The sequence below is a fragment of the Halobacillus sp. B29 genome, assembly GCF_052246755.1.
Lineage (GTDB): Bacteria > Bacillota > Bacilli > Bacillales > Halobacillaceae > Halobacillus > Halobacillus halophilus.
Window position 1 is genome coordinate 140,574 of sequence record NZ_JBQQCM010000001.1, and the last position, 24,433, is coordinate 165,006.

Genomic DNA, 24,433 nt, shown 5'->3' on the forward strand with positions numbered 1-24,433 from the left:
GGATCGTAACAGATGGTGAAAGCCAGAAATGATTGAACTGATAGAAATTACTAATTTAAAGAAAGGATGAATAAACCATATGGCTAAGAAATCCAAAATCGCTAAAGAGAAAAAGCGCGAAGAGATGGCGATGATTTATGCTGAGAAGCGACGTGATCTTAAAGGAAAAAGTGATGAAGATGCCCTGCCTAAGCTTCCTCGTGATTCATCGCCGCCACGTGTGAAAAGGCGGTGTGAACTATCGGGCCATCTAGAGGGTACATGACAAAGTTTGATATGTCTCGTATTGCTTTCAGAGAACTGGCTCATAAAGGTCAAATTCCTGGGGTGAAAAAAGCCAGCTGGTAATCCGGTACATTTCTCTGTAGGAGAAAGAAAGGCAGACGCAGTCTCCTTTACAGAAAAGCTCCCTTTTCTGTAAGACTCAGTTTCGAGATATTTGTTGAGCGGAAGGTCCTCCGGGGGACGATTTCGCTTTCCGGCCCTGCATGATGCAGAGTCGTTCGATGTTGCCACAGGACGTGGCGATCTTAGTCGAAAATCCCTTGTGGTAAGCTTCCTCAGGCTTCGCCTTCCGGGATCTTACCGATCATGTTCATCCCGCTCTTACATTTTTATTAATGCCTCTTTTAACATAGCTACCTGGAAAATAGAACATAAAAATCCCAGGTAAGCTTAGGTTTGCTTACCTGGGAGAGAAAATGATGAGTCCTAAGAAGTAGCGCTCATTTTTTTAGATGAAGTTTTTTTCTTTTCAGCGGCTGTTTCCTGCCGGGCGGCTTTAAAGAAGGAAGCTCCCATCATGAGCAGAACAATAGAGAATGGGAGGGCGGCTATGATTAACATATTTTGCAGTCCCTGTGTTCCGCCGAAATAAATAATGATAGCAGCCATGCCGGAAAGAGCCAGTCCCCAGGTGATTTTAACCATTCCTGAAGGGTTAAGTGCTCCTGAAGTGGATAACATGCCTAACACAAAAGTTGCTGAATCGGCTGATGTTATAAAGAAAATCGCGATAACGAAAATTGTAATAAACGACATGAGTACACCTAAAGGATATTCTTGTAAAACGGCGAAAGTAGCTGTCTCTAGTGAATAATCCGATATGGTTGCTATACCATACTGTTCAAGGTTAAGCGCCGAGACGCCGAAGACAGTAAAGAAAACAAAACAGATCAGTGAAGGCACCAGCAGCACTCCTGCCATGAACTCCCGAATGGTGCGCCCGCGCGAGATTCTTGCAATGAAGATCCCGACAAACGGGGACCACGACATCCACCAGGCCCAATAAAAGATGGTCCAGTCATTAATCCAGGTGCGATTTCCTTCATTGAGGGGGGCCACATTGAAACTCATGGAAACGAAATTCGTAATATAACCGCCAAGCGTATTGGTGAACATATTCAAAATATACTGAGTTGGTCCCACTATAAACAATAAGACTAACAAAGCTACTGCAAGAACCATGTTGATGTTACTTAAATATTTAATCCCTTTACTAATCCCGCTCCAGGCAGAGAATATAAATAAGGCAGTGGAGACGGTAAGAATAATTAATTGAAAAGTAAAGTTTGCAGGTACATTGAATAAAAAGGAAAGTCCTTGATTAATTTGAGCGGTACCAAAACCAAGCGTAGCCGCAACACCGAACACAGTAGCTACTACGGCTAATGTATCAATGGCTTTTCCCAATATTCCTTTCATACTTTTTTCACCAAGCAAAGGAATGAGGGTCGCGCTTACAAGACCAGGATAGCCTTTATGGAATTTAAAATAGGCGAGCACAAGTGCTACCAATCCATAAACAGCCCAGGCACTGACACCCCAATGAAAGAAAGAGTATTGCAATGCTTCCTTTATAGCTTCATCCGAACCTACTTCAGCTTCAGGTGCATTTTTAAAGGCGTGTGCAATGGGTTCAGAAGTTGTCCAGAATACGAGTCCCATTCCCATCCCTGCACTAAAGAGCATAGCGAACCAGGTGGGAAGAGGAAACTCGGGTCTTTCAGTCTTCTTTCCTAATTTCAGGTGTCCAATTTTAGAGAAAGTTAAATAGACGCAAAACAGAAAAATGACCATTACAATTAATAAATAATACCAGCCAAATCGGTTAGCAATAAAGGTAGTGGTTTCGGTCGTGACCGTCTCCAAATTTCCTGGAGCAACGGAACCCCATCCTACTACCAGTGCACAGATAGCCAGTGCACTCCAAAATACAATCGTTACGTTTTTCATATCGTCACCTCGTATGTAGGGGGAATTGTAAATGTGTAAATCGGACCCTAATATTATATAAGTATATCTATCGCTTCCCTAACGACCTCCCAATCAAACCAATGATTAGTCGATTTGGACTGGTAGATGGAGGGAAAGTTTCGTGTTACATTTAGAAAAATAGCTTTTGCTCCATATTTTTAGGAGGTGGCTGAAATGCTTGAAACCGTTCAAATCGTAAGTATTCAAAAATCTCATTTGCAGCACATGTACTTATGGGAGCTTGATAAAGAGATCCAGATGAATACAGGGATTGAACACCCGAGAACATATGAACTTTTTTTAAATTCTTTTGCGAAATACTTGCGTGGAGAGAAGCCCCAATATTTTATAAAAGCTGTGGAAGTAAATGGTGAACTTCTTGGAAAGATAGAGCTTTTCTATGATGGGAATAAAAATTACCTTGGAATTGTACTAGCTTCTCAGAGAGATCAGGGTATTGGAACCAGGGCTCTGAATCTATTTTTAATAGAAGTTAAAAAGTGTAGGTATGTTGATCGGGTATATGTGGAAGTCTATGATGATAATGAAAGAAGCTTACATTTCTTTCAGAAGAATAAATTCGTCTATACAGGGGAATCTTCGGCTGAATGGTACAAAAATCAACAGCGGAAATTAGTGACTCTTGTGCGTGATCTATAAAAAATCTAGCTCTGCCTCATGTACCGATTGTATGAGACAGAGCGTTTTTTATTTCAAAGGAGTCAGTTCTTGCAAGTCGACCCGTCTGTTTCTTTTCTGTGATAAAGCAGCTCCCTGGTTGATTAGAGTTAAATTCCATGCATCAGTTCTAGTGATGGAAGGAGTGGTTCTTTCTTCAATAGCTGCTGCCCATTGGTTTATAGGAAGGGGGTGTCCAGGAACTTTTGCGGGCTTTGTCCATTCTTCTGTATCCAGTTTTGTGCTCTTAATTCGAATTTCTTTGTTCTCAATCATAAGCGTGCCTGCCGTTCCATATAACTCTAGCTGGAACGGGCTTTTCGAAGAAATAAAACTGGTCTCAAGAACCGCCATAGCCCGGTTGGTATATTCAACTACTGCTACTGACTGGTCATCGACACCCCGTTCTGTTAATTGCTGAAGATGTCCAGTAACCGCGGAAGGCGTACCTAATAACCGGTTTGCTAGATAAATAGAATGGGCACCGAGGTCAATCATAGCCCCGCCTCCGCATTGAGTGGGATTGAAGAATGTATCAGGAAGCCAGCCTGAAGGGGCTGCATCAGAGGGAACGGCTCCATTGTGAGCCGCACGGCATCTTACCATCGTTAATTGACCAAGCAGCCCCTGATTCACGGCTTGCTCTGCGTAGATAAAATAGTCATCGGCCAAACGGGGAAGGGAGACCATTAGTTCAACACCTGCCGCGTCTACTGCGGAAAAAATTTGTTCACAGTCTGCTACAGAAAAAGCTAATACTTTTTCTGTAAAAATATGCTTCCCATGTTTAGCAGCCGCTAAAATCAGGTTCTTGTGCTGGTTTGTGGGGGATGCGATAATCACTGCATCAATGCTTGAATCAGAAAGGAGGGTGGTAAGATCCTGAACGAAAGGAACTCCCAATTCCTCTGCCCACTCTTTCCCTCTCGCGGGATCCTCATCCCATACGGCTGAGATTGTAATATTGGGGTTCTCTTGAGCTTGTGCCGCATAGTCGACAGCGTGCACATGCCATTTACTTAAAAGAGCCACTCGCAACATAATCCTTCCTCCTTGCACTTCAAAAATATCTTAATCTACCTGGTTTATTGATTCAAGCGCCTGGCGCAGGTCGCTATAGGTTTCCAATTGATCAAAGTTCATTCCTGCCTGAATAGCAGCCATCGCCATTTCCGTTCGGATGCCAGTCAATACCGTGCGTGTCCCAAGAAGTTCAATGGTCCGGGTTAAGTTAAACAGATCATTAATAAAGATCGTATCAAAGTCTGCAATACCTGAAAAATCAATGAAAAGGATATGAAGACTGTGTTCTTTAACTTTATGTAACGTTTGATCCATGACTACCTCGAACCTGTCTTGAGAGAATTCTCCTACAAGCGGGAGGACGGCTTGATGATGATTGATTAGAACAACAGGGGTAGAGATAGCATTTAAATGTTTTTCCATTTCAGCATGTTCTTTTTCTTTTGTTTTATTATAATTTTCAGTGGTTGCCCGAATGGCTGCATCAAAGGCATAGACAATTTGTTCGGAAACTATAAATCCTTCTTCTACTCTTCCCTCACTGACCAAGTCGGTTTTGCGCATGTGTTTAAGTAAAGAAAGGCGGAAAACGCTGAGGACATCGATGGTTTGTTTTAATAGCACACCTTTTTGATAGAAGTAGTTTTCGGAGTCATAACCGATTTCTGCAGCCGTTGTCTCTTCATCTGTCCTAAGTAAGCTTTTGGCTACACGATCTAACAGCCTGCGAAGCATATCATAGTGATAATTTAAATCTCCTTCAGAATAGTCGATCTCAAGTTGATCAAGTGTGCGAGGTAATAGTTCGTTGACGAGTATAGTTTGATGTTCTTTGAAATAATCGGCCATTTTTTCATTCAAATTTGCCATGTCGATATCCTCCCATTTGTAAATAAAATAAGTAACGTATAATGCTGCAATAGAACAAAAGAAGGGGAAGTTTATCCCCCGTTCACACCAGGCACAGCTACATACTGATTATTAAGAAAAGGTAAGAAAACACCATTCCTAAAAGCTAAAGGTGTCTGGATCAGTCCGAGTTGGTCCGCATTGTATCTGCCGACGACTCGCTGCAAAGCATACAGTTCATAGACACCATTGCCATCAAAATCAATGGGGTAGAGTTGATTTAACCCCGACACCCATCCGTTCAGAGGCTGTTTTAGTGTTCCGTTCTCGTTATAGATTTCTGCTAAATACTCTGAATCACGGTTGCTGAGATCGATTAAAAAAGTTAGATGAAGCGTTTGATTTTCAACTACCACTCTAAATTGATCTTTGTAGGTAACTGTATACTCATACCATTCATTAAAATTCTCATAATCAAATAACAGGACAGCTTGATTGTTCACGAAGGAATAGAGGTAAAAATATCCGAATCCACCGCTGCCGCCAGAGCTAATACTTATTAAGATATCGTCTATTCCATTACCTGTGAAATCCCCCAGGAAAATCCTGGGCTGGTAACCCTGACCGTTTGGGAGGGGGATGTAGTAAAACTGGTCGGAAAATCCGTCCTGGATCACTAAAGTAATGTGAGTAACATAAGGGCTGTCTTCCACCTTTTGTCCTATCAGGTAGATGTGATCCTGGATATTGTCACCATTCACATCTCCCTGGGCATGAGCTGTTACAAAATATCGATATCCTGACCGCCATTCATTCTGGTTATACACGTATTTATTCATCTGTTCCTCCATTTTTTGGGACACTTTACGGAATGTAGAATAGTGTATGCCCAAGATAATGGAATTGCGATTCGGGTGGGCAGATATGCCCTCAGTTTCAAATACCCATCTTACAGAGGGCTGAATCCTTCTTGCTCCAAAAAGTTGACGGCTTCTTCGTAGGAATTGAAGGTACCTTCAAGCTGTTCTTCTGCGTATACGTTATACCCGTCATCTTCTCTCATAAGAACGAGAGCCTGATCGTGCTGATTTAACCATTCTTCCATGACCGGATTCTTCTCTGCCTGAGTCATCGCGAGGGAGTCAATGGATTGCCTAATAATGGCTCTTAAGTCTTCCGCTTCATAATCTTTAATGTTGGTCATACCTTTTTGATCCGTCGGATAATCTTCTAATTCTCCCGTATATACAAAACCATTTCCATTAGGATGGAGACGGTAGACGACAATTTTTTTATCATATTTACTTTCTTCGAAATGAAAATTTAAACGTCCTAAAGATACTTCTTTTTTGTCCAATTCATCAAATTCTTCAATGATGGATACTTTTTCTTCAAATGTTAGCATGAGAGCCTCCTGAACCATGTATTAATTTGTTTAGTATAGCATATGAGGGGACGACAAAGCACGGCTATTGTCATATTCGTTAATCAGTGGTATAGTAGTCATGCGATGAGCTGTTTGCGTAAGACGAAGTATGAGCTTTAAAAGCTAAACGACGAATGTGGTCGTCGGTACATTCGCGGCAATATATCAGAAAAGCCTTCCCATTCAAGATGGGAAGGCTTTTTTTAATGTTTTATTTTCTCTTACCAAAGCTCATATGCTCGTATCGTCCTCTAATAATCTGGTAAACGCCATAAAGAATTAATCCTGCTGCTACTACACCCAGTATCCATTGACCAAACGGGTTCGAAGCTACTTCAGAAAGCGCGCCGTCAAGTCCCTTTGCCTGATCTGGATTGGAAGTAAGGGCCGTCTGTACAAAGAAATACCCAATCAGACCCAGAACAGAGCCGCGAGCGATCAGTCCTGCAGTACCTGAATTCTTAGCAACTTTGTATTCGTGGTGATCCATTTCGCCCGTTCTGAATTTCTTTAGGAACTTCTGTGTGGCCCCGCCAATGAATTCATAAAGACCATATCCAATAATAATGACTCCGATAGCTCCAATAATCCAGGCACCAAATGGTTGTGCCAGCAGTTTCGCAGACATAGTCTGCTTGGAACCTCCACCTCCACTGCTGCTTCCAGCACTGGAAGCAATGTTAATGGCGTTGAGGGCCAGAGCTCCATATACGACACCGCTCACCATATAACCGACTCTGGAAATAATTCCTTTGGCACCTGTGCCCTCATTTGTAGGGTCTTTGATAGCCTTTATAAAAACCCAGACAATGTAACATATAAGTCCAATTCCAATAATCCATAAGATGATATTGCCTGAAGGAACACCCGCTAAGGATCTCAGCATGCCGGAGGTACCTGTCGTTTTACCGCCCACACCGATAGCAGCCATAAAGGCAAGAATTCCTACAAGGGCATAAACAATACCTTTAGCCATATATCCGAATCGTGCCAGCCGTCTGATCCACGGTTTTATTTCCTCTTTAGCATCTTTGGCTTTCTGCGCATTAGAAGATGCAGTAGAACTCATGATTGAACACCTCACTTAGTAATTTTTCTAGGGTTTCAAATAAGAGTTTCCCTATTATTGTAATATAGAAACTAAAAAGGGTGATAAAATTATAATCAAATATTTGGCAATGAATCATACCTGCTAATTTAAAAAGTAAAAGCTCTGGTTCTGAAAAGGAGAGGCTGTAAAAAAGTAAGTACGTCGGGCCGCAACGTCGTTTGTACATGAAAAGACTAATCCAGGAAGGAAGTCATTTTTCAGAAAAAATGGTGATGGAGGGTTATGATTTATTTTTTGATACCTTATAATAAAATTAGAGAAAAGAAGGTGTAAACGTGTATTTAACCCTAACAGAAACAGCCGAATTTTTAGATTTACAAGAAGAATATGTGCTAAAGATGATTCGGGTGAATAAAATCCGAGCCGTTTATGATGGTGAACAGTACCTTATTAATAAGAATCAATTTAGTACTCATGTAGAACAGCTGGAGAAGTACCGGGAAATGATTCAAGATTATTTAAATGAACCTATTCCAGAAGACCCTGATGTAAAAGATGAGGATTAAAAAAAGCAGAGCTCTGGAAGCTCTGCTTTTTCTTTATTGGCGGGAGGCAATGGCTTCAATTTCTACTTTGGCGCCTTTAGGAAGTCGGCTGACCTCGACAGCAGCACGTGCAGGATAAGGCTCGCTTAAATAGCTTGCATAGATGTCATTCACCGTTACGAAGTCATCCAATGAATCCAGATAAATATTCATCTTCACTAAATTCTTATAGGACAGTCCAGCTTCTTCCAGGATTGCTCCGATATTTTTCATCACTTGATGAGTCTGGTCCTGAACGTGGTCTGATACAAACTCCATAGTAACTGGGTCAAGTGGAATCTGTCCTGAAATAAATACTAAATTACCGAGATCACTAGCCTGGGAATACGGACCAATTGCGGCAGGTGCATGATCTGTCTGAATGGGCTTAAACATAAAAGACACTCCAATACTGTAAAGATGAATCTATCCTAACACGAGATGAAAAAAATCAGAAATAGATCTATTTATTCCCAGGGCAATAATCGACGATTTTCCCGCTTACGGCAAAAATTATTTGCAATCAATTTTTAATATGAAATTGTTTAATAGTAAGTTTAAGGGGGAGGACCTGGGGAAAATGAATTTCAGGAAGGGAGTGGAAGTTTGGATTACAAAGCACGCTTAGAGAAACAGATTGAAGAACTTAGAATTCGTATGTATGAAATTTACAACCAGAATCCTACCGATGATGAACTTGTTGAAATCTCCCAAGAACTGGATGACTTATTAAATAAATTCGGAAAATACAAACACAATCTTCCAACCAATCAAGAGTAGGGAGCTTTCCTTACCTAATAAGCTTGATGTATAGATTGAGCTGTGGTAGGTTTAGGTTAATGCCACTTCAATGGTCGTATAAAAACGACTGCGGGAAACTTAACCATTTTCCATTGAAGTGGCAGTTTTAATTTATCACAAAACCTTTCCAATCTGGAAAGGTATTTTTTATGAGCAAATCCGAAATAATCAGAGTGTTCATTTTTTATAAAAGGAAGTACTGTAAAATCTCCAACTTAATTTTATAGAAAAGCTCCCGTTTCTGTAAGACTCAGTTTCGAGACATTGTAGGATCGGAAGGTCCTCCGGGGGACGATTTCGCTTTCCGCGGGCATGAGGTGAGCTTCCTCGGGCTTAACAGCCCTGCGGGATCTCACCGATCATGTTCATCCCGCTCTTACCCTTCAGGAAGTTGCAAACGTCAATCAGTCCTAAACGACATGTAGTGCTCTCCAGCTCCAGCACCTAGCGGCTAGTGAGACTTCCCTCACCTCTGTACGATAAGGAAACATCGAATCGCTCCGCTCTTCGTGTTTTCTATATCTCCGCCAGCTCAGTCCAGTCCATATGCCGCTGAGCAAGGTGCTTCCGCTTTTAAAATAGGAGTCTACATTGTCTCCCTTCGAACCTGGCCAAATCTGAGACTCGAAACCATTTAAGACATCGACGGATTGGTGAAAAAAAGCATGTGATCATGAGGCTATTTTTATGCTATAACGATGTGAAATAGCTTGTCATAAAAGCATTTAGGATCGATTAAGAAGGAGAGAATTCTCTATTTAAAAGCGTTCGTTATTCTCACTCGGCTGGGTTGGTGGGGAAATGGCGAGACTCCCATGTGAGAAGGAATCAGGTGAGATCCCGCAGGGAGTGAACGAGCGAGGAAGCTCATGGTAAAAGGAGGATCGACTAAGGTCGCCACGTCCTGTGGCAACGTCGATCGACCCTACGTCGTGTAGGGCCATAGGAAAGTGTTCAAATGTGGAATCACCCCGAAAGACACGAACAGCATAAGCCGAGCATCAAAAGGATGGTGGTTTTTCCGTCCGTTGATGAACGGCTTATGTCTCGAGTGTCTGGGTGATGGAACAAGACGAGTTATTTCCCCACCTGCCCCCATCTCATATCGTAACGGACTCAATTTATCTCGAAATCGAGTCTTCCACAATCCGGTCCGATTGTGGAATAAGTGTCCTCTAAACAATCAACAACGTTTATCAGAGACAAAAAGGAAGGAATAATGAAAAAATCTTTGAAAGTCTGCAGCTCTTTGAGTAGGTGAATCTTACGATCAATAGTTCATGATCCTGGTAAAACTTACACGCCTTCATTCCTTATATAACAGGATTAACTAATGCAAACGCTTTAATGATAAGAAAAAAAAGAGAAAAAAATTAATTTTCGGAATTTGGGTTGTCTTTCCCTGATGGGCTCGCTAGAATACTCCTTACATTCATTTTTGAAAGGAGGCTCAGCGATGGTCACATTTATCGCTTCCATCTTATTACTTATTGTCGGTTACATTGTTTATGCGAAGGTGGTGGAGCGAATTTTTGGTATAAACGATCAGCAGGAAACTCCTGCTTATACCAAAAATGACGGCTTCGATTTTATGCCTATGAGCTGGTGGAAAGCGAGCTTAATCCAACTGCTTAATATTGCTGGACTTGGCCCTATTTTTGGCGCTGTATTAGGCGCATTGTACGGCCCTGTAGCATTTATTTGGATTGTTATAGGTTCCATATTTGCAGGGGCAGTGCACGATTATTTCTCCGGGATGCTTTCCCTTCGCCATAAAGGTGCTCAATATCCAGAATTAGTCGGTAAATATTTAGGCAAGCCGGTAAAAACAGTAATTAATTTACTTTCCATCGCACTAATGGTGCTCGTCGCTGCAGCCTTTACGGCGGGACCGGCTCAGTTAATGGCCGAGGTTACGCCCCTTGGATTCTTTACATCGATCATTATTATCTTTGCTTATTTCCTGGTAGCTACCGTGCTGCCTGTTAATAAAGTTATTGGAAAGGTATATCCGATCTTTGGTGCTGTTTTAATCTTTATGGCTGTTTCTATAGGGATTGGGATTTTCTTTTTCGACCAATCGATCCCTAACTTAACCCTAAGCAACTTGCACCCTCAAGAATTGCCGGTCTGGCCCATGCTGATGGTTACGATTTCCTGCGGGGCTATATCCGGTTTCCATAGTACGCAAAGTCCAATCCTTGCCCGTACGTTGAAAAAAGAAAGCGAAGGACGTAAAGTTTTCTTCGGAGCTATGATCGCCGAAGGGATTATAGCACTCATATGGGCTGCAGCTGGCATGACGTTTTTCGGAAGTACAGGTGCTCTGCAAGCCGCGCTTGATGCAGGTGGACCAGCCGGTGTTGTAAACGAAATCAGCAGTACAACACTTGGTACCTTTGGAGGAGTTCTTGCCGTGCTTGGTGTGATTATCCTTCCGATTACCACAGGAGATACCGCTCTTCGTTCTTCAAGGATGATGCTTGTAGATGCGGTAAGACCTCTTCTTAGTAAGGAACTGAATGGGAAATGGGTACCGATTCTATTTGCCATTCCTGTAGCTATTCCAGCTTTTTTATTAACTCAGATGGATTACAGCTTTCTATGGCGCTATGTAGGGTGGTCGAACCAGGTGGTAGCTACCGTGATGCTATGGACAGGTGCTATGTATTTGCTCAAGAATCATAAGTTTCATTGGATATGCAGTATACCGGCCTTATTCATGACAGCCGTCGTGAGTTCTTACATTTTTTATGCACCGGAAGGCTTTGGGCTCGCTTACTCCACTTCCATGATTATCGGTGCAGTTATATGGACAGCCGTGGCTTTATGGTTCGTTAGACAGCTATTTAAACAGAAACAAACGATAAATGAAGAATTGGTGGCTAAAAAAGCCGGATAATTTAACAAAGAGCCGTTCCTATCTAATAGGAACGGCTCTTTTAATGGAATATTTTCACTTAAGGTTTTTTCTGATATACTGAATAATTTTACGAAGTTCCTTCGGATGCGGGCGGCCAAAAGGACTCGTTTGACGCTGCTGATAAAGTAGTTTTCCATCTCCATCTGTTAAAAAATAGGCAGGTTCGCCATGGGTCCCATGATCTTCATAAGGACTGCTTTCATCATGATAGTGAATATCGTATTGATTAAGAACATGAAGTTCTTGATCAGCTAAAACCCTTAGGGAGAGATCGTGTTTTTTCACCATGTTATAGAGACCGTCCTTATGGTCTGCCGAGATAGTTGTAAGATGTACCTGGTGGTTATCGAAGTATTCATGATTCTCTTCTAAATCTTTTAACTCTTGTATGCAGGCAGGGCACCAGGAGCCCCTGAAATAAATCAGCAGGTGCCAGTCATCTCCATTTTCCTGGAGGAATTCTTTAAATGAAAAATTGCTCCCGGTAACGGACGGCAGGGTGAAGTCAGGAACTTGGTTGTTTAGGCTCAATGGACTCATGAGTTGACCTCCTTTTTTGTCTATTACTTAAATAATACCCTTTCTTACAGAGCCTAACACAAGGTTTGTTATAAAATGGAAGTGGGAATGTGTAGTAAGGATAAGAAAGAAGGAGGAATAATGATGAGTAAACTAAAAGCTTTGTTTATTAATACTTCTTTAAAGAAGTCAGAAGAACCATCCAATACACAAGCCCTCTGGGAAGAAGTAGAGAAAATCTATGATAAAAAAGAAGTAGAATATGAGTCTCTTCGCTTGGCGGACTACCATATACCACCAGGTATCAGCGCGGATTTAGGAGGTGGAGATGAGTGGCCGCAAGTATTAGAAAAGATAAAAGCCTCAGATATTTTAGTTGTTGGATCTCCTATTTGGCTGGGGCAGCAAAGCAGCATTGCCACCACCTTAATTGAAAGACTAAACGGCAGCGGAAGTGAGACCAATGAAAAGGGTCAGCCTATTTTCTATAACAAAGTAGCCGGAATAGTTATTACGGGGAATGAAGACGGTGCGAAGAAGGTAGCCGAAAGCATTCTTTACCGGCTTGCAGCTCTTGGATTTACCATTCCGCCCAATGTGGATGCTTACTGGGTAGGGGAAGCAGGTCCAGGACCATCCTATATGGAAGCGGAAGGTATACAAAATGATTTTACTAAAAGCCGAGTCAAAATGCTTGGATACAACACCACTCATCTGGCTGAAATCTACCGGAATCATCCGATTCCTGCAGAAGGGAATACAACAGAATAAGCTTTAGCTGAAAAGCAGTTCCGTAAAAGCGTCCACTATATGATGGACACGCTGCTACGGAGCTGCTTTTTTTGGGATGCTGCTCTAGAGACAGAAGAATCTTACAGTATTTTGATAAATGATGCGGTATACCGTCTGCAAAGGCAGTCTCTTAATTTCACTGATTTTAGCGATCGAGTCATGCATCATGGCAGGGTTAGTCATCTTGTCTTTAAACGGCCCTTCAAAAGGCCAGGGACCATCCGTTTCAACCATAATCCGGTTCAAAGGATATACCTCGATCAACTTCTGAATTTTAGTTTTGTAAACACACTCAGGTGTAACAGAGATATAATAGTCATTTTCCATTAAAGTCTGGATCGTAGCAGCACTTCCTTTAAACCAATGGAAGTGGGCATTTCTGACACCATGTTTTTTTAACAGATCGCAGACTAGATCAGCATCTTCATAGATAGCATGTAAAACAATAGGCTTGTTCAGCTCTGCCGCAAGCTTAATGAATTGTTCAAGCAATTTTACATAAGATTCCACATCTATAGATGGATCTTCTTTTCTGGAATAGTACGGGAGTCCAACTTCTCCAATGGCAGAGATGTTGCTGCTATATCTTCGAGCGAGCGAAGTAATATTCTCGATTTCCTCCCTTGAAGGAAGCGGCTGCTCTGGATGGTAACCAAGCGCCGGTTTAATTTTCTTATCGTCTAGAGAGAGCGTTAGATTCTTTATTCCCGAAGTGAGGTGACTGGATACGGTAATCATGGATGCTATACCATTGGCCGCGAGACTTTCAAGGATTTCTCTTCGGTCCTCTTCTGTGTAAAGATCAAAATGAATATGGGCATCTACGATAGAAGCAGTCATACCAATACCTTCAATTCTTCAAAAATGTCTTTCTTCCAGTTTAAAAATTCCCGGGTCAGCATAAGAGAAGAATGCCGGGGTCTGGAAAAAGGGATGTTGAACTCTTTCTGGACCTTTGCCGGCCGATCTGATAATACAATTACCCGGTCTGATAGAAATATAGCTTCCTCAATATTGTGGGTAACAAAGAGAATAGATCGCCGGTGTTCTGTCCAAATCGACAGCAGCCATTCCTGCATGTCCATCCTAGTAAATTCATCTAAAGCGGAAAAAGGCTCATCTAAACAAATTAAGGATTGCGGACTTAGTAAGCTTCTTATGAAGGAAGCCCGTTGTTTCATCCCACCGGATAATTGGGAGGGGTAGGCCTGTTCATACCCTTCAAGTCCAGCTTGTTGAATCATTTTGAGAGCTTCTTCTTTATTTGGCTTTTCGATAATTTCACTACCTAGAATCACATTTTCCAGAATAGTGCGCCAGGGAAGGAGAGAAGGACTTTGCGGCATATAACTAATCCTGCCTTTTTCACCAGTGGTTCGCTCTCCATTAATATAAATATCCCCTGAGTCGGGTGGGTAGAGCCCGCCAATTAAATGAAACAGCGTACTTTTTCCGCTTCCGGAAGGCCCAAGTATAGAAACAAATTCTCCTTCCTGAATAGAGAAGCTCATATCTTGAAGAATAATAGAGGAATCAAAAGATTTCGTCAGCTGATCGACGACTAATTTATTCATGAGAACCACTTCCTTTCCTTTGCCAGTTTGTGAGTCTATTTTCTAATAAGTTAATAAGCAGGAAAAATAGCAGGCTTAACCCCATTATTAAAAAAATGGCTACAAAAACCCGGTCTGTGCGGAAAGAGGAAGAAGCGAGTGTCATATAGACTCCTATGCCTCTATTGGCCCCGAGCCATTCCGAAATAACAGCGCCCATGACACTGTAGGCTGCGGATATTTTCACCCCTGAAAAAATAGCCGGCAGGGCGTTTGGCCATTCCAGTTTCCTGAAAATCTGTCCCTTCGTAGCACCTGCCATTTTCATATAATGCATCCATTCAGGGTTTGTCTGACGAAGACCATCCATGGCTGCAATCGCAATAGGAAAGAAGCAGACAAGTACGATTATAATCAATTTAGGTAAAGCCCCGAATCCAAACCATATGACAAGCAAAGGAGCAAGGACGATGATCGGGATGTTTTGTGACAAGATGAGTAAGGGATACAAGGCTTCTCTTACTACTGGGAGCAGGTGAAGAAAGACCGCGAGTAATATCCCGAACATAATCCCAATCATAAATCCTGTAAAAGTTAAAAAAATGGTTGAAAAAAGGTGGGGAGCGTAACCCGCCCAGCCGTTTATGCCTGTTTCCATAATTAAGCTAGGGGGTGGTAAGAGCCATCTAGGGAGGTCAAACCAACGAGTGCAAAGCTCCCATAAAAGAATGAAAAGGAGGAGAACCGCAACGGGCCTCCATCCTTTGATGAATCTTTCAGTCATGTTCGATATTTCGATGTTAAATCATCCATCGAAGCTCCTGATGGCTGATAAAGAACTTTAATCTGAGAAATGACATTGCTGCACCCTTTTTCAACCATAACTTCGTTCATTTTTTCGATTAAACCAAAAATGGTGGAGAGCTCTCCTTCGATCGTTGTTTCAAGAGGGTGGACTTCGTACTTTAGCCCCGATTTTTCAATGAGTGAAATCGCATGATCCACATAAGGGATAACATCCTCGTTCTTCTCGGTTTTGGGTATGATTTGAATGCTGACAAGTGAATTAGACATCTCATTTTCCTCCTTTATTCTGGTAAAAATTCGTTCGTAAATGCCTCATTAGCCTTCAGTTTTTCTTCAAGTAAGTCATGATTGTACATCCACTCGGCGTAATTGCTCCAGACCTCATCCTTTTGAATGCCCCACTGATCTGCATCATCTTTATATTTAGGTGACAGCCATTCTTGACTGGCTTTTACCAGCTCTGGTTCGAGGTCCGGCACAGCTTCGATGAGAATATCAGCCGCCTGATCAGGTTTTTCGATCGCAAATTCGTATCCTTTTGAGACAGCAGCCATAAATGCTTGTACAGTCTCAGGATTCTCATTTATCATCGTTTCGCTCGTCGTTAAAACAGGTGTATAATAATCCAACTTCTCAGAGTAGTCCGTTAGGTATTGCATATTAAGTTCTTGTCCTCGAAGTTCGGCTTCTACACCTGTCCACCCGTAATAAATCCAGGCAAAATCGATATCCCGTTCTACGGCCGTAAAAAAGTCCGTATTTCCCATATTTACAATTTCAACCTCAGAAACATCCGCATTTTCTTTCTGCATGAGAGAAGAGAGGACCGCTTCTTCTACAGGAGCCCCCCAACCACCGTACGTCTTTCCTTCGTAATCAGCTGGAGAGGTAATGCCTTTATCCTTGGGAGAGGCAAAACCTGACGTATTATGCTGGATAATAGCTCCGATTGATACCACAGGAATGTCCTGAATACGAGCTTCTGTCAATGTTTCTTGAGCGCTGATCCCAAATTCTGCTTTTTGCGAGGCGACAAGCTGATCGGCACCCGCTTCACCTGGAAGCATGATTTCCACATCCAGTCCTTGCTCCTTAAAAAAACCTTCAGCTTGAGCCACATAAATTCCGGTGTGGTTGGTGTTAGGCGTCCAGTCCAGTACCAGTTTGACCGAGTTCGTTTCCTCTTGCTTGGCTGAAGCTTCTTCATTTTTCCCGTCATTGGATGAGCAGCTAGTTACTGCTAAAGCCGTCATGAGTAGGATGATTATTTTTTTCAATTGATTCCCTCCCAATTATATGTTCATCAGAGAGATTAATAGAGTAGAGGGAAGAACCGGCGGTGGTATTCCAGAGTTTAATCCATACAAAAAGCACCCTGGTACCATAACCTAGGGTGCATATATAGTAATCGATCAGAAATATCGGCTACTTATGTTTCCTACGCTGGTATCAACCAGTTCAGGTTCTAAGGGTCAGTATCATTAAAGGATACAATCTCAACCAGCTACACTGGTCCCCCTACATTGAAACTATTCAATTTGATGAACAACGTTATAATTTTACTGTGCCATAACGAAGTAGATTTAGCAAGTACTATAATCTTATTCCTAGTAAACAGATAGGTTTTTTATGTTAAGATAAAAGAAATCGTTATTACAGAAAGGGAGTTCCTTTTTATGAGTAAAATTTATGTACTTCACGAGAACGATGAGTGGACCGTTCACTTAACAGAACGTTTAGAAGAATTAGAACTGCCATATGAATTATGGCACCTGGATCAAGGTACATTAGACTTAACAGAAGAGCCGCCGGAAGGGATATTCTATAATCGGATCAGTGCATCCTCTCACACGAGAAACCACCGTTATGCTCCTGAATTTGCTGGGGCAGTCCTTTCCTGGCTGGAACGCTACGGCAGGACGGTCGTAAATGGAACAGAAGCATTGAACCTTGAAATAAGTAAAGTGAATCAATACATGGCACTGAATCAACAAGGGATCCGCACTCCAAAAACGATCTCAGCTGTTGGGAAAGAGAATATATTGAAAGCTGCAGATAAGCTGGGAATGGATTCATTTATCACAAAGCACAACCGTGCTGGTAAAGGACAGGGCGTACAGCTGTTTCATTCTAAAGAAGCACTTCAGGAATATGTGAAAGGCTCTGGATTTGAAGAACCTGTCGATGGTATCACCTTAATTCAGCAGTATATCGAAGCACCAGAGCCGTATATCGTACGTCATGAGTTCGTAAACGGGAAGTTTCTTTATGGAGTGAAAGTAGACACGTCCGAAGGATTTGAATTGTGCCCGGCTGATGCGTGCTCGATTGAGGATCAGTTCTGCCCAACCGATGCAGAAGAATCAGAGGAAAAAGCAAAATTTGAAATTCTGGAAAATTACCGTCCAGCAATTATTGACGACTTCGAAGCTTTTCTACAGGCAAATCATATCCAAGTGGCCGCTATTGAAGCTATTCAAGATCAAGATGGGAACTTATATGCTTACGATGTGAACACGAACACGAATTATAACACGGATGCGGAAGCAAAAGCCGGCGTGTACGGAATGCTTGAGCTTGCTAAGTATTTAGGGCGCCTGCTGGAACCAGTACGCGTTTAATATAGAAAGCCATTTTCCTCTGAGGAAAATGGCTTTCTTAAATAGAAATTAGTTTAATGACGTTTGCTTAACCAGAGAACTCCTGATTTGGCGAGCCTTGGTAAAACACCGGTCATCGGTTTTTGAAGCATGTTGCCAAAGCCATCATTCTTACCAAGAGAACCTAAAGCGCCTTTTAGTTTAACCTCGCCGGGAGGAACCGGTACACGATTTTTAAGAAAGGCCAATATGACTTCCGCTACTTTTTCTCCTTGTTGTCCTGCTAATTGAGCACTTGGAGAGTGTTCGGCAGATGCGCAGTCTCCGATCACGTAAACGTTTTGGTGGCTTGGAACCTGATAGTAATCATTTACAATAACCTTATTTTGAATATCTTTATCAAAAGGAAGCTCTCTAACCAGGTAATTCGGCTGCACACCTGCTGTCCAGACCGTAACATCATTCATATAGCAGAGACCGTTATTGCAAACGCCGTCTCGTTCAACGTATTCTACGTTCGCGTTATGAATGACCTCCACATCATGCTCATGGAACCATTTTTCTACATACTTCTGAATTTTATGGTCGAATGCTTTCAGTACCGTCTCACCACGATCGAGCAAGCGAATGTTTAAATCAGAACGGCTTTCGCGTACTTCTGAAGCCACTTCGATACCGCTTAATCCCGCTCCGACAATCGTCACTTTTCCGTAGGCTCCCAAATTATTAATGGAGTAGCCTGCGCTTCGGGCTTGGGAGAAAGATTGTACACTTTCCGTAAACTCCCTTGCGCCTTCAATTCCGTGATAATTGTCCTCACATCCAAGGCCGATTACAAGATAATCGTACTCGATGTCATAGGCAAAGTTCTTCATTAGAACCTTTTCGTTTTCAACATCAATTTTTTCGATCTCGTCAAATACATACTCCACTTGATCATGTTCTGGAAAGTCCACACGGGCATGACGATCTGACTCAGTACCGGCAGCAATTGTGTAAAATTCTGTTTTTAGTGAATGGTAGGGGTTACGGTCCACAACAACGATATGTACATCTTTTGGTAAATCATCTAAAAGACCATGTAATATATTGAGGCCACCGTACCCGCCGCCTAATATGACTAACCGTTTCATGCATCAACACCACCTTTTTAAATTGATTCTCAGCTGCTCACATTCAGGTGCATCACCGATTTATGTCGAAAACGCTTACGGTTTTCTCACTATTTTAAGATTATCAAAATTCTGCCTGAAAAACTAGAAGAAGTGAACAATTCGTGACAAGTTTCACGAGTTCCTCCTATTTTGTGAGAATTTCTCTAAAAATATCATAGTTATAACAAGGATTTATTAAATCGCCATAGGGCTTGTTTAACATAAAATCCAAATACTGGAATAATCGAACTCAAGATATTTGGGCCCGTTACTAAAAGGTGGCAAGCCTCTTCGTTCGTTATCACTCCCTGTGGGGTCTCACCTCGCTCCTTCTCCCGCGGGAGTCTCATCATTTCCCAACCAGCCCAACTGATATTTAGTGAACGGGCCCTGCCAATAGAAAAAGTGGAGAACCTTAAATCGTCTTAAAGGCTTTTATAGAAACATTTATCCCCTCTGGACAGACTCGGAATTTAAAGTTGATTATAGGTCATTCTCCTCAAATGGAGCCATATACGTAGAGAATTTCGAGCTCTCCATGATCGCAAAGAGTCGTTCCCTGGAGCCCATTTCTCCACACAATAGCTCGAAACTGACTATTCAACTATACGGCCCTTTAAGTGCAAGAACTTCTTTTAGTACAGCTAAATTAGCTCTTTGACCAGGTATGGTGCAAATATCTTTATGGTAGTGAAAGGAAAATGGTAAGGTTATTACATAAAACCAGCGTAGAAAGGAATTCTGCATGAAACACGTACATAGTGATATTATACAATTTCGGGGAAGTCATTATAATTTTGGCTATTATCAGGGCGAGTTATTACGAAATTCATGGTCTGTTAAAAATAGAGAAAAGCAATGGAAAGTGAGAAAACCTCGTTTCACCGTAGAAGAACAAGAGGTGAAAGAAGCCATTACGCGTTTTGCTCCGGGCCTATGGGATGAACTTCTTGGACTTAGAGATGCTCTCGGCTGGCCGATGGAACGTATTATGATGGAGTTTGGCGGGTATCGAATTGACTACAAACGTTCCGGCTGTTCCATCATGACCGGGGAAGGTTATTTCATTCGGAATTATGACTATATGCCGAAAACCTATGAAGGGCGCTACAGTCTTTTTCAGCCAACAGATCAAGGATACGCTATAATCGGACCGACCCAAAGAATTACAGGAAGAATGGACGGTATGAATGAAAAGGGACTTGTGCTCGGATATAATTTTATGCACAGGAAACGTCCGGGAGAAGGGTTTATATGCTGTGCGATCGGACGTATGATACTCGAATCCTGCGCTAGTGTTGAAGAAGCGGTGACTATGCTTAAAGAAATTCCTCACCGTCATTCATTCAGCTATACCGTTTTTGACCGGAGCAACCAAACATTTGTAATTGAAGCTTCCCCAAGAGGGGTAGAGGTGAGGGAATCGAATGTCTGCACTAATCACTTTGAGATGCTGACCAAAGAAAATCGGAACCACCTTGTTGATTCTAAAAAGCGGGAAAGCGCGATCAATACAAACCGCAGTTCCTTGCAGAATGCGGAAGAAGCGTTTGAATTCATGAATGGAACTACAAGAGGCGTGTTTTCTAAACTATACAGCAGCTGGGCCGGTACGATTCATACGGCTGGCTACCTGCCTCAGGAAATGAAAGCGTGGTTTGCCCTCGGAGGAGATCAGCCGCCTGTAGAATTTGATTTTAATCAATGGCTGCGAGGGCAAGACATCCAACTGGAAAAAATAACGGGACTTGTCGATACGGATATTCCGTTCGCCCATATGGAAGACGGGGCTTACTGGACAGGTAAAAAATAAGGAAAACCTTCTGCTTAATACACGAGCAGAAGGTTTTTTATAATATCTTCATCCGCTAAACTTAAAGAAAGTGAAAAAGGAGGGAGTTTATGAAAAATGTAATGGTTTCCTGGAGTGGAGGTAAGGACAGTTCCCTTGCGTTGTTTAAAATGCTGAATGACCCAACTATTAAAGTCAAAGGGTTATTTTCTACCGTTTCTTCTGAAAGTGACCGCCTGCCGATGCATGAAGTTAAGCGAACCTGGCTTACAAGGCAGGCGGAAGCAATTGGTCTGCCTCACTACGAATTAGAATTGCCTTTACAGGCGTCAAATGAAATTTACGAAAAAGAGCTCCATAAGCAGTTTGAGCAGTTTAAAAAACGAGGAGTTCAGGCTATCGTGTATGCTGATTTGTTTCTCGAAGATATAAGAAACTATCGTGATGAACTATTGAAACGAATGGACATGCAAGGCGTTTACCCACTCTGGGGTACGAATTCTGAGGAAATCGCCCATGAATTACTAAGGCGAGGGTTTAAGGCAGTGATTACGACGGTAGATACTGACCAGCTTTCTGGAGAGTTTGCGGGTCATGTGTACAATGATGATTTCTTAAGACAGCTTCCAGCATCCGTGGATCCTTGCGGTGAATATGGAGAATTTCATACATTTGTTTTCGATGGACCTATATTTAATCAACCGATCTCTATAAGAACAGGGGATTCTTTTTCGACAATGAATGAGCGGTTTGGTCATATAGAGCTGAAGGAATAGTTTAATCAAATCTTAAGAGTGAGCGTTCTGGTAACATTTGTGTCTTTCATTAACTGTTTTGTCCTCTTAATTTTTATTATTGTTAAGAGAATAGCGGTATATAAACTATGATAGGATGGTAATGATATCAGTTATTAATTACTTTATTATGGAGGTTACTATGGAAGATTTATTAAAAATGACAGGTAAGAATGTAGTGATCATGGGTGTAGCGAATAACCGCAGTTTGGCCTGGGGTGTTGCCCAGTCCCTTTATAAAGCAGGGGCAAACCTCATCTTTACATATAGAAAAGATCGTTCCTATACAAAGCTAAAGAAGCTGCTGGATGAGAATGACATGGCAGCGGCAGCGGTCGTTCCCTGTGATGTAAACAATGATGAAAGCATCCAGGAAGCTTTTCAGACGATTGGAGAAAAAGTGGACTGCATTCATGGAGTGGTACACTCTATCGCCTTCGCTCATGCAGAGGATTTAAAAGGCGAATTTCTGAATACTTCAAGAAGCGGCTTCGCATTCGCGCAGGATACAAGCGCCTATTCCCTAATTGCTGTGGCCAAAGCAGCTCATCCTTATATGAAAGAAGGAGGCGCGATAACAGCGATGAGCTATCTAGGAGCTGAGCGCGTAGTAGAAGGTTACAATGTAATGGGAGTGGCCAAAGCATCACTCGAATCTACTGTAAAATATTTAGCCGCAGATTTAGGAAAGCACAACATCCGTGTGAACGCTCTTTCAGCGGGAGCGATCCGCACGCTTGCAGCAAAAGGAGTACCTTCATTCAACGAAATACTCCACAAGATTGAAGACACTGCACCGCTTCGAAAAAATGTAACCAAGGAAGAAGTTGGAGATATGACGCTTGCCATGATGAGTCATCTTTCCAGAGGGGTTACAGGTGAAATTGTATATGTGGATTCAGGTTACAACATACTTGGATAGCTTAAAAAAGTCCGATTCTCCACTGAGAATCGGACTTTTTTAATTCAAGAGGTAATTAAATTAGAGACTTGAAGTCTCAGAGTTAAGCGAATCATCTTCCGCAGGACCTTCAAGTAAATTAATATCTCGAAGCAGATTCTTCCTTGATCCGGCCCGGAAGTTCATCAACTAGTCAACAAAATCCCAACAAATGCAATCTATAAAGTGATGTTAATCGATAGAAATGAGAAGTTATTTCTTGGAAAGAAAACGTTTTATACTTTTAAATTAGGGAAAAGAAAGCATTAGACAAGGAAATAAGACGCAGGACAAAAAGTACAGAATGGAGGATCAGTAAGATGCAAAAACAACAGACCATTATTGAAGAATCGATGAAAGCTTTAATGGAAGATGAATCATTCCTGCCTGATCTTCAGGCACAGACACGTGAACAGGCCTTTAAATCCCTGGTAGCTTTACTTTCCACCCCCAATCATATACATAAATCCTTTTTGAGGGTGACGCTGGATGACAACACCATTGTTCGTATACCGGCATTCCGGGTCCAGCACAGTGATACAGTTGGGCCATACAAAGGCGGGGTGCGTTTCCATGAATCCGTCAATGAAGGAGAAGTGTCGAATCTGGCCAAGCTGATGACCTTGAAAAATGCACTCCATGAGCTGCCTTTTGGTGGAGGTAAAGGCGGGGTGGTTATTAAACCTCAGGAGTACAACATCAAAGAGCTCAATTTGATATGTAAGAAATACGTACAGTATTTCGATGATATACTAGGTCCCGATAAAGATATTCCTGCTCCGGACGTAGGAACCGGTGAACGGGAGATGGACTGGATGATGGGCGAATTCAAAAACATTCATCCTGGTGAACCTTACCGCAACAGCTTTACAGGAAAGAGTGTAGTTAACGGCGGATCACTTGGAAGACGTGAAGCTACCGGTAAAGGAGTTTACTTCACCTTCCGTTATATGATGCACAATTTCTTAAATGAAAATAGAAAGTGGTTGTCCAACACCGATAACATTTTTGCAAATACTGCTTTAAATCATCATGATCAAAAACTGAGCATGGCTGTACAAGGATTTGGTAATTTGGGTTCTGTCGCAGCTCTTGAGGCTTATCAATGCGATTATCTTCAGAACAAAATCGTAGCGGTCAGCGACCACAATGTTATGCTTTACAATAATGACGGACTTGATATACCTGCCCTCATTAAGTTCACTGAAAAGTCAGATGGAGACCTTCCAACGACAGAAGAGGACTTAGAAGAGCATGAAATTAAAGCAGAGATCCGAGAGCGTGATGAACTGCTGGAAATGGATTGTGATGTTCTTCTGCTTGCTGCACTTGAGGATCAAATTCATGAAGATAATATGGAACGGATTCAGGCTTCTATGATAATAGAAGGGGCCAACGGTCCGATTACAGAAGACGCTGATCGGTATCTTGCCGACAAAGGTGTACTAATTGTACCGGACATCCTTGCGAACGCAGGGGGAGTTATTGTTTCATACTATGAATGGATTCAGGGTCGCGAAGCACAATTTATGACAGAGGATCAGGTTTATGAGCGCTTATTTGATAAAATGAAGTACACGATGGACACGATTTTACCACAGTTCTTTGGAGATCCATTCCCGCTTAGACAGAACTGCTATATTCATTCAGTAATGAAATTATCCACGATTATGTATCGTCAAGGAAAACTGTATTAATCAGTGAGAGGAACCAGCCAATTTATTTGGCTGGTTTTTTTAATAAAAAATGAAACTAATAGACCGGGGGAGACGTATAACTATATAGAACGTCAGGGAAAGCCTGCAGGTTTCGAACGACTTGAAATTTTACGGATTCCTATAGAATAGAATATAGTTAGTCTATAGGAACTTTTGGCTCACCGCTTTTCATT

The 24,433-nt window shown here is 42.0% G+C and carries 24 protein-coding genes, 1 pseudogene and 1 riboswitch; of the genes and pseudogenes, 11 read left to right on the forward strand and 14 right to left on the reverse strand.

The window, feature by feature from the left end:
- The first annotated feature begins 79 nt into the window (after positions 1–79).
- Positions 80–348: pseudogene (gene rpsN, locus ACTWP7_RS00645) on the forward strand (30S ribosomal protein S14).
- Between the two features lie 363 nt (positions 349–711).
- On the opposite strand, the gene ACTWP7_RS00650 reads toward rpsN, so the two are convergent.
- Positions 712–2,235 carry a BCCT family transporter gene (locus tag ACTWP7_RS00650; RefSeq protein ID WP_443121597.1) on the reverse strand — a complete coding sequence of 508 codons (1,524 nt, stop codon included), beginning with the start codon at positions 2,233–2,235 and terminating at the stop codon, positions 712–714.
- A gap of 195 nt (positions 2,236–2,430) precedes the next feature.
- Here ACTWP7_RS00650 and ACTWP7_RS00655 point away from each other — a divergent pair, with 195 nt between their 5' ends.
- Complete coding sequence (locus ACTWP7_RS00655; RefSeq protein WP_443121598.1) at positions 2,431–2,916, forward strand: GNAT family N-acetyltransferase; 486 nt, start codon at positions 2,431–2,433, stop codon at positions 2,914–2,916.
- A 48-nt stretch (positions 2,917–2,964) separates the two neighbouring features.
- On the opposite strand, the gene ACTWP7_RS00660 is transcribed toward ACTWP7_RS00655, so the two are convergent.
- The 5 genes from ACTWP7_RS00660 to ACTWP7_RS00680 form a co-directional block, all read right to left on the reverse strand.
- A complete protein-coding gene (locus ACTWP7_RS00660; RefSeq protein ID WP_443121599.1) occupies positions 2,965–3,975 on the reverse strand; it encodes a Gfo/Idh/MocA family protein in 1,011 nt (336 codons plus the stop codon).
- A gap of 30 nt (positions 3,976–4,005) precedes the next feature.
- The gene (locus ACTWP7_RS00665; RefSeq protein ID WP_443121600.1) at positions 4,006–4,827 is read right to left on the reverse strand and encodes an STAS domain-containing protein; all 822 of its coding nucleotides are present in this window, start codon (positions 4,825–4,827) and stop codon (positions 4,006–4,008) included.
- A gap of 71 nt (positions 4,828–4,898) precedes the next feature.
- Positions 4,899–5,645: a VCBS repeat-containing protein gene (locus tag ACTWP7_RS00670; RefSeq protein ID WP_443121601.1), complete on the reverse strand. Its 747-nt coding sequence runs from the start codon at positions 5,643–5,645 to the stop codon at positions 4,899–4,901.
- Positions 5,646–5,755: 110 nt separating this feature from the next.
- A complete protein-coding gene (locus tag ACTWP7_RS00675; RefSeq protein ID WP_443121602.1) occupies positions 5,756–6,211 on the reverse strand; it encodes a hypothetical protein in 456 nt (151 codons plus the stop codon).
- A gap of 232 nt (positions 6,212–6,443) precedes the next feature.
- Complete coding sequence (locus ACTWP7_RS00680; RefSeq protein ID WP_443121603.1) at positions 6,444–7,301, reverse strand: DUF1206 domain-containing protein; 858 nt, start codon at positions 7,299–7,301, stop codon at positions 6,444–6,446.
- Between the two features lie 317 nt (positions 7,302–7,618).
- On the opposite strand from ACTWP7_RS00680, the gene ACTWP7_RS00685 reads away from it, so the two are divergent.
- Positions 7,619–7,849: an excisionase family DNA-binding protein gene (locus ACTWP7_RS00685; RefSeq protein ID WP_443121604.1), complete on the forward strand. Its 231-nt coding sequence runs from the start codon at positions 7,619–7,621 to the stop codon at positions 7,847–7,849.
- Positions 7,850–7,882: 33 nt separating this feature from the next.
- Here ACTWP7_RS00685 and ACTWP7_RS00690 read toward each other — a convergent pair whose 3' ends face one another.
- A complete protein-coding gene (locus tag ACTWP7_RS00690; RefSeq protein ID WP_443121605.1) occupies positions 7,883–8,263 on the reverse strand; it encodes a RidA family protein in 381 nt (126 codons plus the stop codon).
- A 210-nt stretch (positions 8,264–8,473) separates the two neighbouring features.
- Here ACTWP7_RS00690 and ACTWP7_RS00695 point away from each other — a divergent pair, with 210 nt between their 5' ends.
- Together ACTWP7_RS00695 and ACTWP7_RS00700 are read left to right on the forward strand one after the other, a co-directional pair.
- Complete coding sequence (locus ACTWP7_RS00695) at positions 8,474–8,647, forward strand: aspartyl-phosphate phosphatase Spo0E family protein (RefSeq protein ID WP_014642015.1); 174 nt, start codon at positions 8,474–8,476, stop codon at positions 8,645–8,647.
- Positions 8,648–10,124: 1,477 nt separating this feature from the next.
- A complete protein-coding gene (locus tag ACTWP7_RS00700; protein WP_443121606.1) occupies positions 10,125–11,570 on the forward strand; it encodes a carbon starvation CstA family protein in 1,446 nt (481 codons plus the stop codon).
- Positions 11,571–11,624: 54 nt separating this feature from the next.
- On the opposite strand, the gene ACTWP7_RS00705 is transcribed toward ACTWP7_RS00700, so the two are convergent.
- On the reverse strand, positions 11,625–12,131 hold the full coding sequence (locus tag ACTWP7_RS00705) for a peroxiredoxin family protein (protein WP_443121607.1): 507 nt from the start codon (positions 12,129–12,131) through the stop codon (positions 11,625–11,627).
- Positions 12,132–12,254: 123 nt separating this feature from the next.
- On the opposite strand from ACTWP7_RS00705, the gene ACTWP7_RS00710 reads away from it, so the two are divergent.
- Positions 12,255–12,881 (forward strand): flavodoxin family protein, encoded by a 627-nt coding sequence (locus ACTWP7_RS00710; protein ID WP_422164781.1) that lies wholly within the window; start codon positions 12,255–12,257, stop codon positions 12,879–12,881.
- An 84-nt stretch (positions 12,882–12,965) separates the two neighbouring features.
- On the opposite strand, the gene ACTWP7_RS00715 is transcribed toward ACTWP7_RS00710, so the two are convergent.
- The 5 genes from ACTWP7_RS00715 to ACTWP7_RS00735 are packed head-to-tail and all read right to left on the reverse strand — an operon-like array spanning position 12,966 to position 16,539.
- A complete protein-coding gene (locus ACTWP7_RS00715; RefSeq protein WP_443121608.1) occupies positions 12,966–13,742 on the reverse strand; it encodes a TatD family hydrolase in 777 nt (258 codons plus the stop codon).
- Complete coding sequence (locus ACTWP7_RS00720; protein WP_443121609.1) at positions 13,739–14,476, reverse strand: ABC transporter ATP-binding protein; 738 nt, start codon at positions 14,474–14,476, stop codon at positions 13,739–13,741. Before ACTWP7_RS00720 ends, ACTWP7_RS00715 begins: the two co-directional genes overlap by 4 nt.
- The gene (locus ACTWP7_RS00725; RefSeq protein ID WP_443121610.1) at positions 14,469–15,239 is read right to left on the reverse strand and encodes an ABC transporter permease; all 771 of its coding nucleotides are present in this window, start codon (positions 15,237–15,239) and stop codon (positions 14,469–14,471) included. Before ACTWP7_RS00725 ends, ACTWP7_RS00720 begins: the two co-directional genes overlap by 8 nt.
- Complete coding sequence (locus ACTWP7_RS00730) at positions 15,236–15,529, reverse strand: thiamine-binding protein (RefSeq protein WP_443121611.1); 294 nt, start codon at positions 15,527–15,529, stop codon at positions 15,236–15,238. Before ACTWP7_RS00730 ends, ACTWP7_RS00725 begins: the two co-directional genes overlap by 4 nt.
- 14 nt (positions 15,530–15,543) lie before the next feature.
- Positions 15,544–16,539, reverse strand: coding sequence for an ABC transporter substrate-binding protein (locus tag ACTWP7_RS00735; protein ID WP_443121612.1), 996 nt, complete (start codon positions 16,537–16,539; stop codon positions 15,544–15,546).
- 141 nt (positions 16,540–16,680) lie between these two features.
- Positions 16,681–16,792, reverse strand: a riboswitch (TPP riboswitch).
- 146 nt (positions 16,793–16,938) lie between these two features.
- Between ACTWP7_RS00735 and ACTWP7_RS00740 the strand changes: the two genes are divergently transcribed.
- On the forward strand, positions 16,939–17,883 hold the full coding sequence (locus ACTWP7_RS00740; RefSeq protein WP_443121613.1) for an ATP-grasp domain-containing protein: 945 nt from the start codon (positions 16,939–16,941) through the stop codon (positions 17,881–17,883).
- 53 nt (positions 17,884–17,936) lie between these two features.
- Here the strand turns inward: ACTWP7_RS00740 and ACTWP7_RS00745 are convergent, their stop codons facing one another.
- On the reverse strand, positions 17,937–18,995 hold the full coding sequence (locus ACTWP7_RS00745) for an NAD(P)/FAD-dependent oxidoreductase (RefSeq protein ID WP_443121614.1): 1,059 nt from the start codon (positions 18,993–18,995) through the stop codon (positions 17,937–17,939).
- Between the two features lie 766 nt (positions 18,996–19,761).
- Here ACTWP7_RS00745 and ACTWP7_RS00750 point away from each other — a divergent pair.
- The 4 genes from ACTWP7_RS00750 (at position 19,762) to ACTWP7_RS00765 (ending at position 24,239) form a co-directional block, all read left to right on the forward strand.
- The gene (locus ACTWP7_RS00750; RefSeq protein WP_443121615.1) at positions 19,762–20,829 is read left to right on the forward strand and encodes a C45 family autoproteolytic acyltransferase/hydolase; all 1,068 of its coding nucleotides are present in this window, start codon (positions 19,762–19,764) and stop codon (positions 20,827–20,829) included.
- 89 nt (positions 20,830–20,918) lie between these two features.
- The gene (locus ACTWP7_RS00755; protein WP_443121616.1) at positions 20,919–21,584 is read left to right on the forward strand and encodes a diphthine--ammonia ligase; all 666 of its coding nucleotides are present in this window, start codon (positions 20,919–20,921) and stop codon (positions 21,582–21,584) included.
- A gap of 160 nt (positions 21,585–21,744) precedes the next feature.
- Complete coding sequence (gene fabI / locus ACTWP7_RS00760; protein ID WP_443121617.1) at positions 21,745–22,524, forward strand: enoyl-ACP reductase FabI; 780 nt, start codon at positions 21,745–21,747, stop codon at positions 22,522–22,524.
- Between the two features lie 338 nt (positions 22,525–22,862).
- Positions 22,863–24,239 carry a Glu/Leu/Phe/Val family dehydrogenase gene (locus ACTWP7_RS00765; RefSeq protein WP_443121618.1) on the forward strand — a complete coding sequence of 459 codons (1,377 nt, stop codon included), beginning with the start codon at positions 22,863–22,865 and terminating at the stop codon, positions 24,237–24,239.
- Positions 24,240–24,433 lie beyond the last annotated feature (194 nt).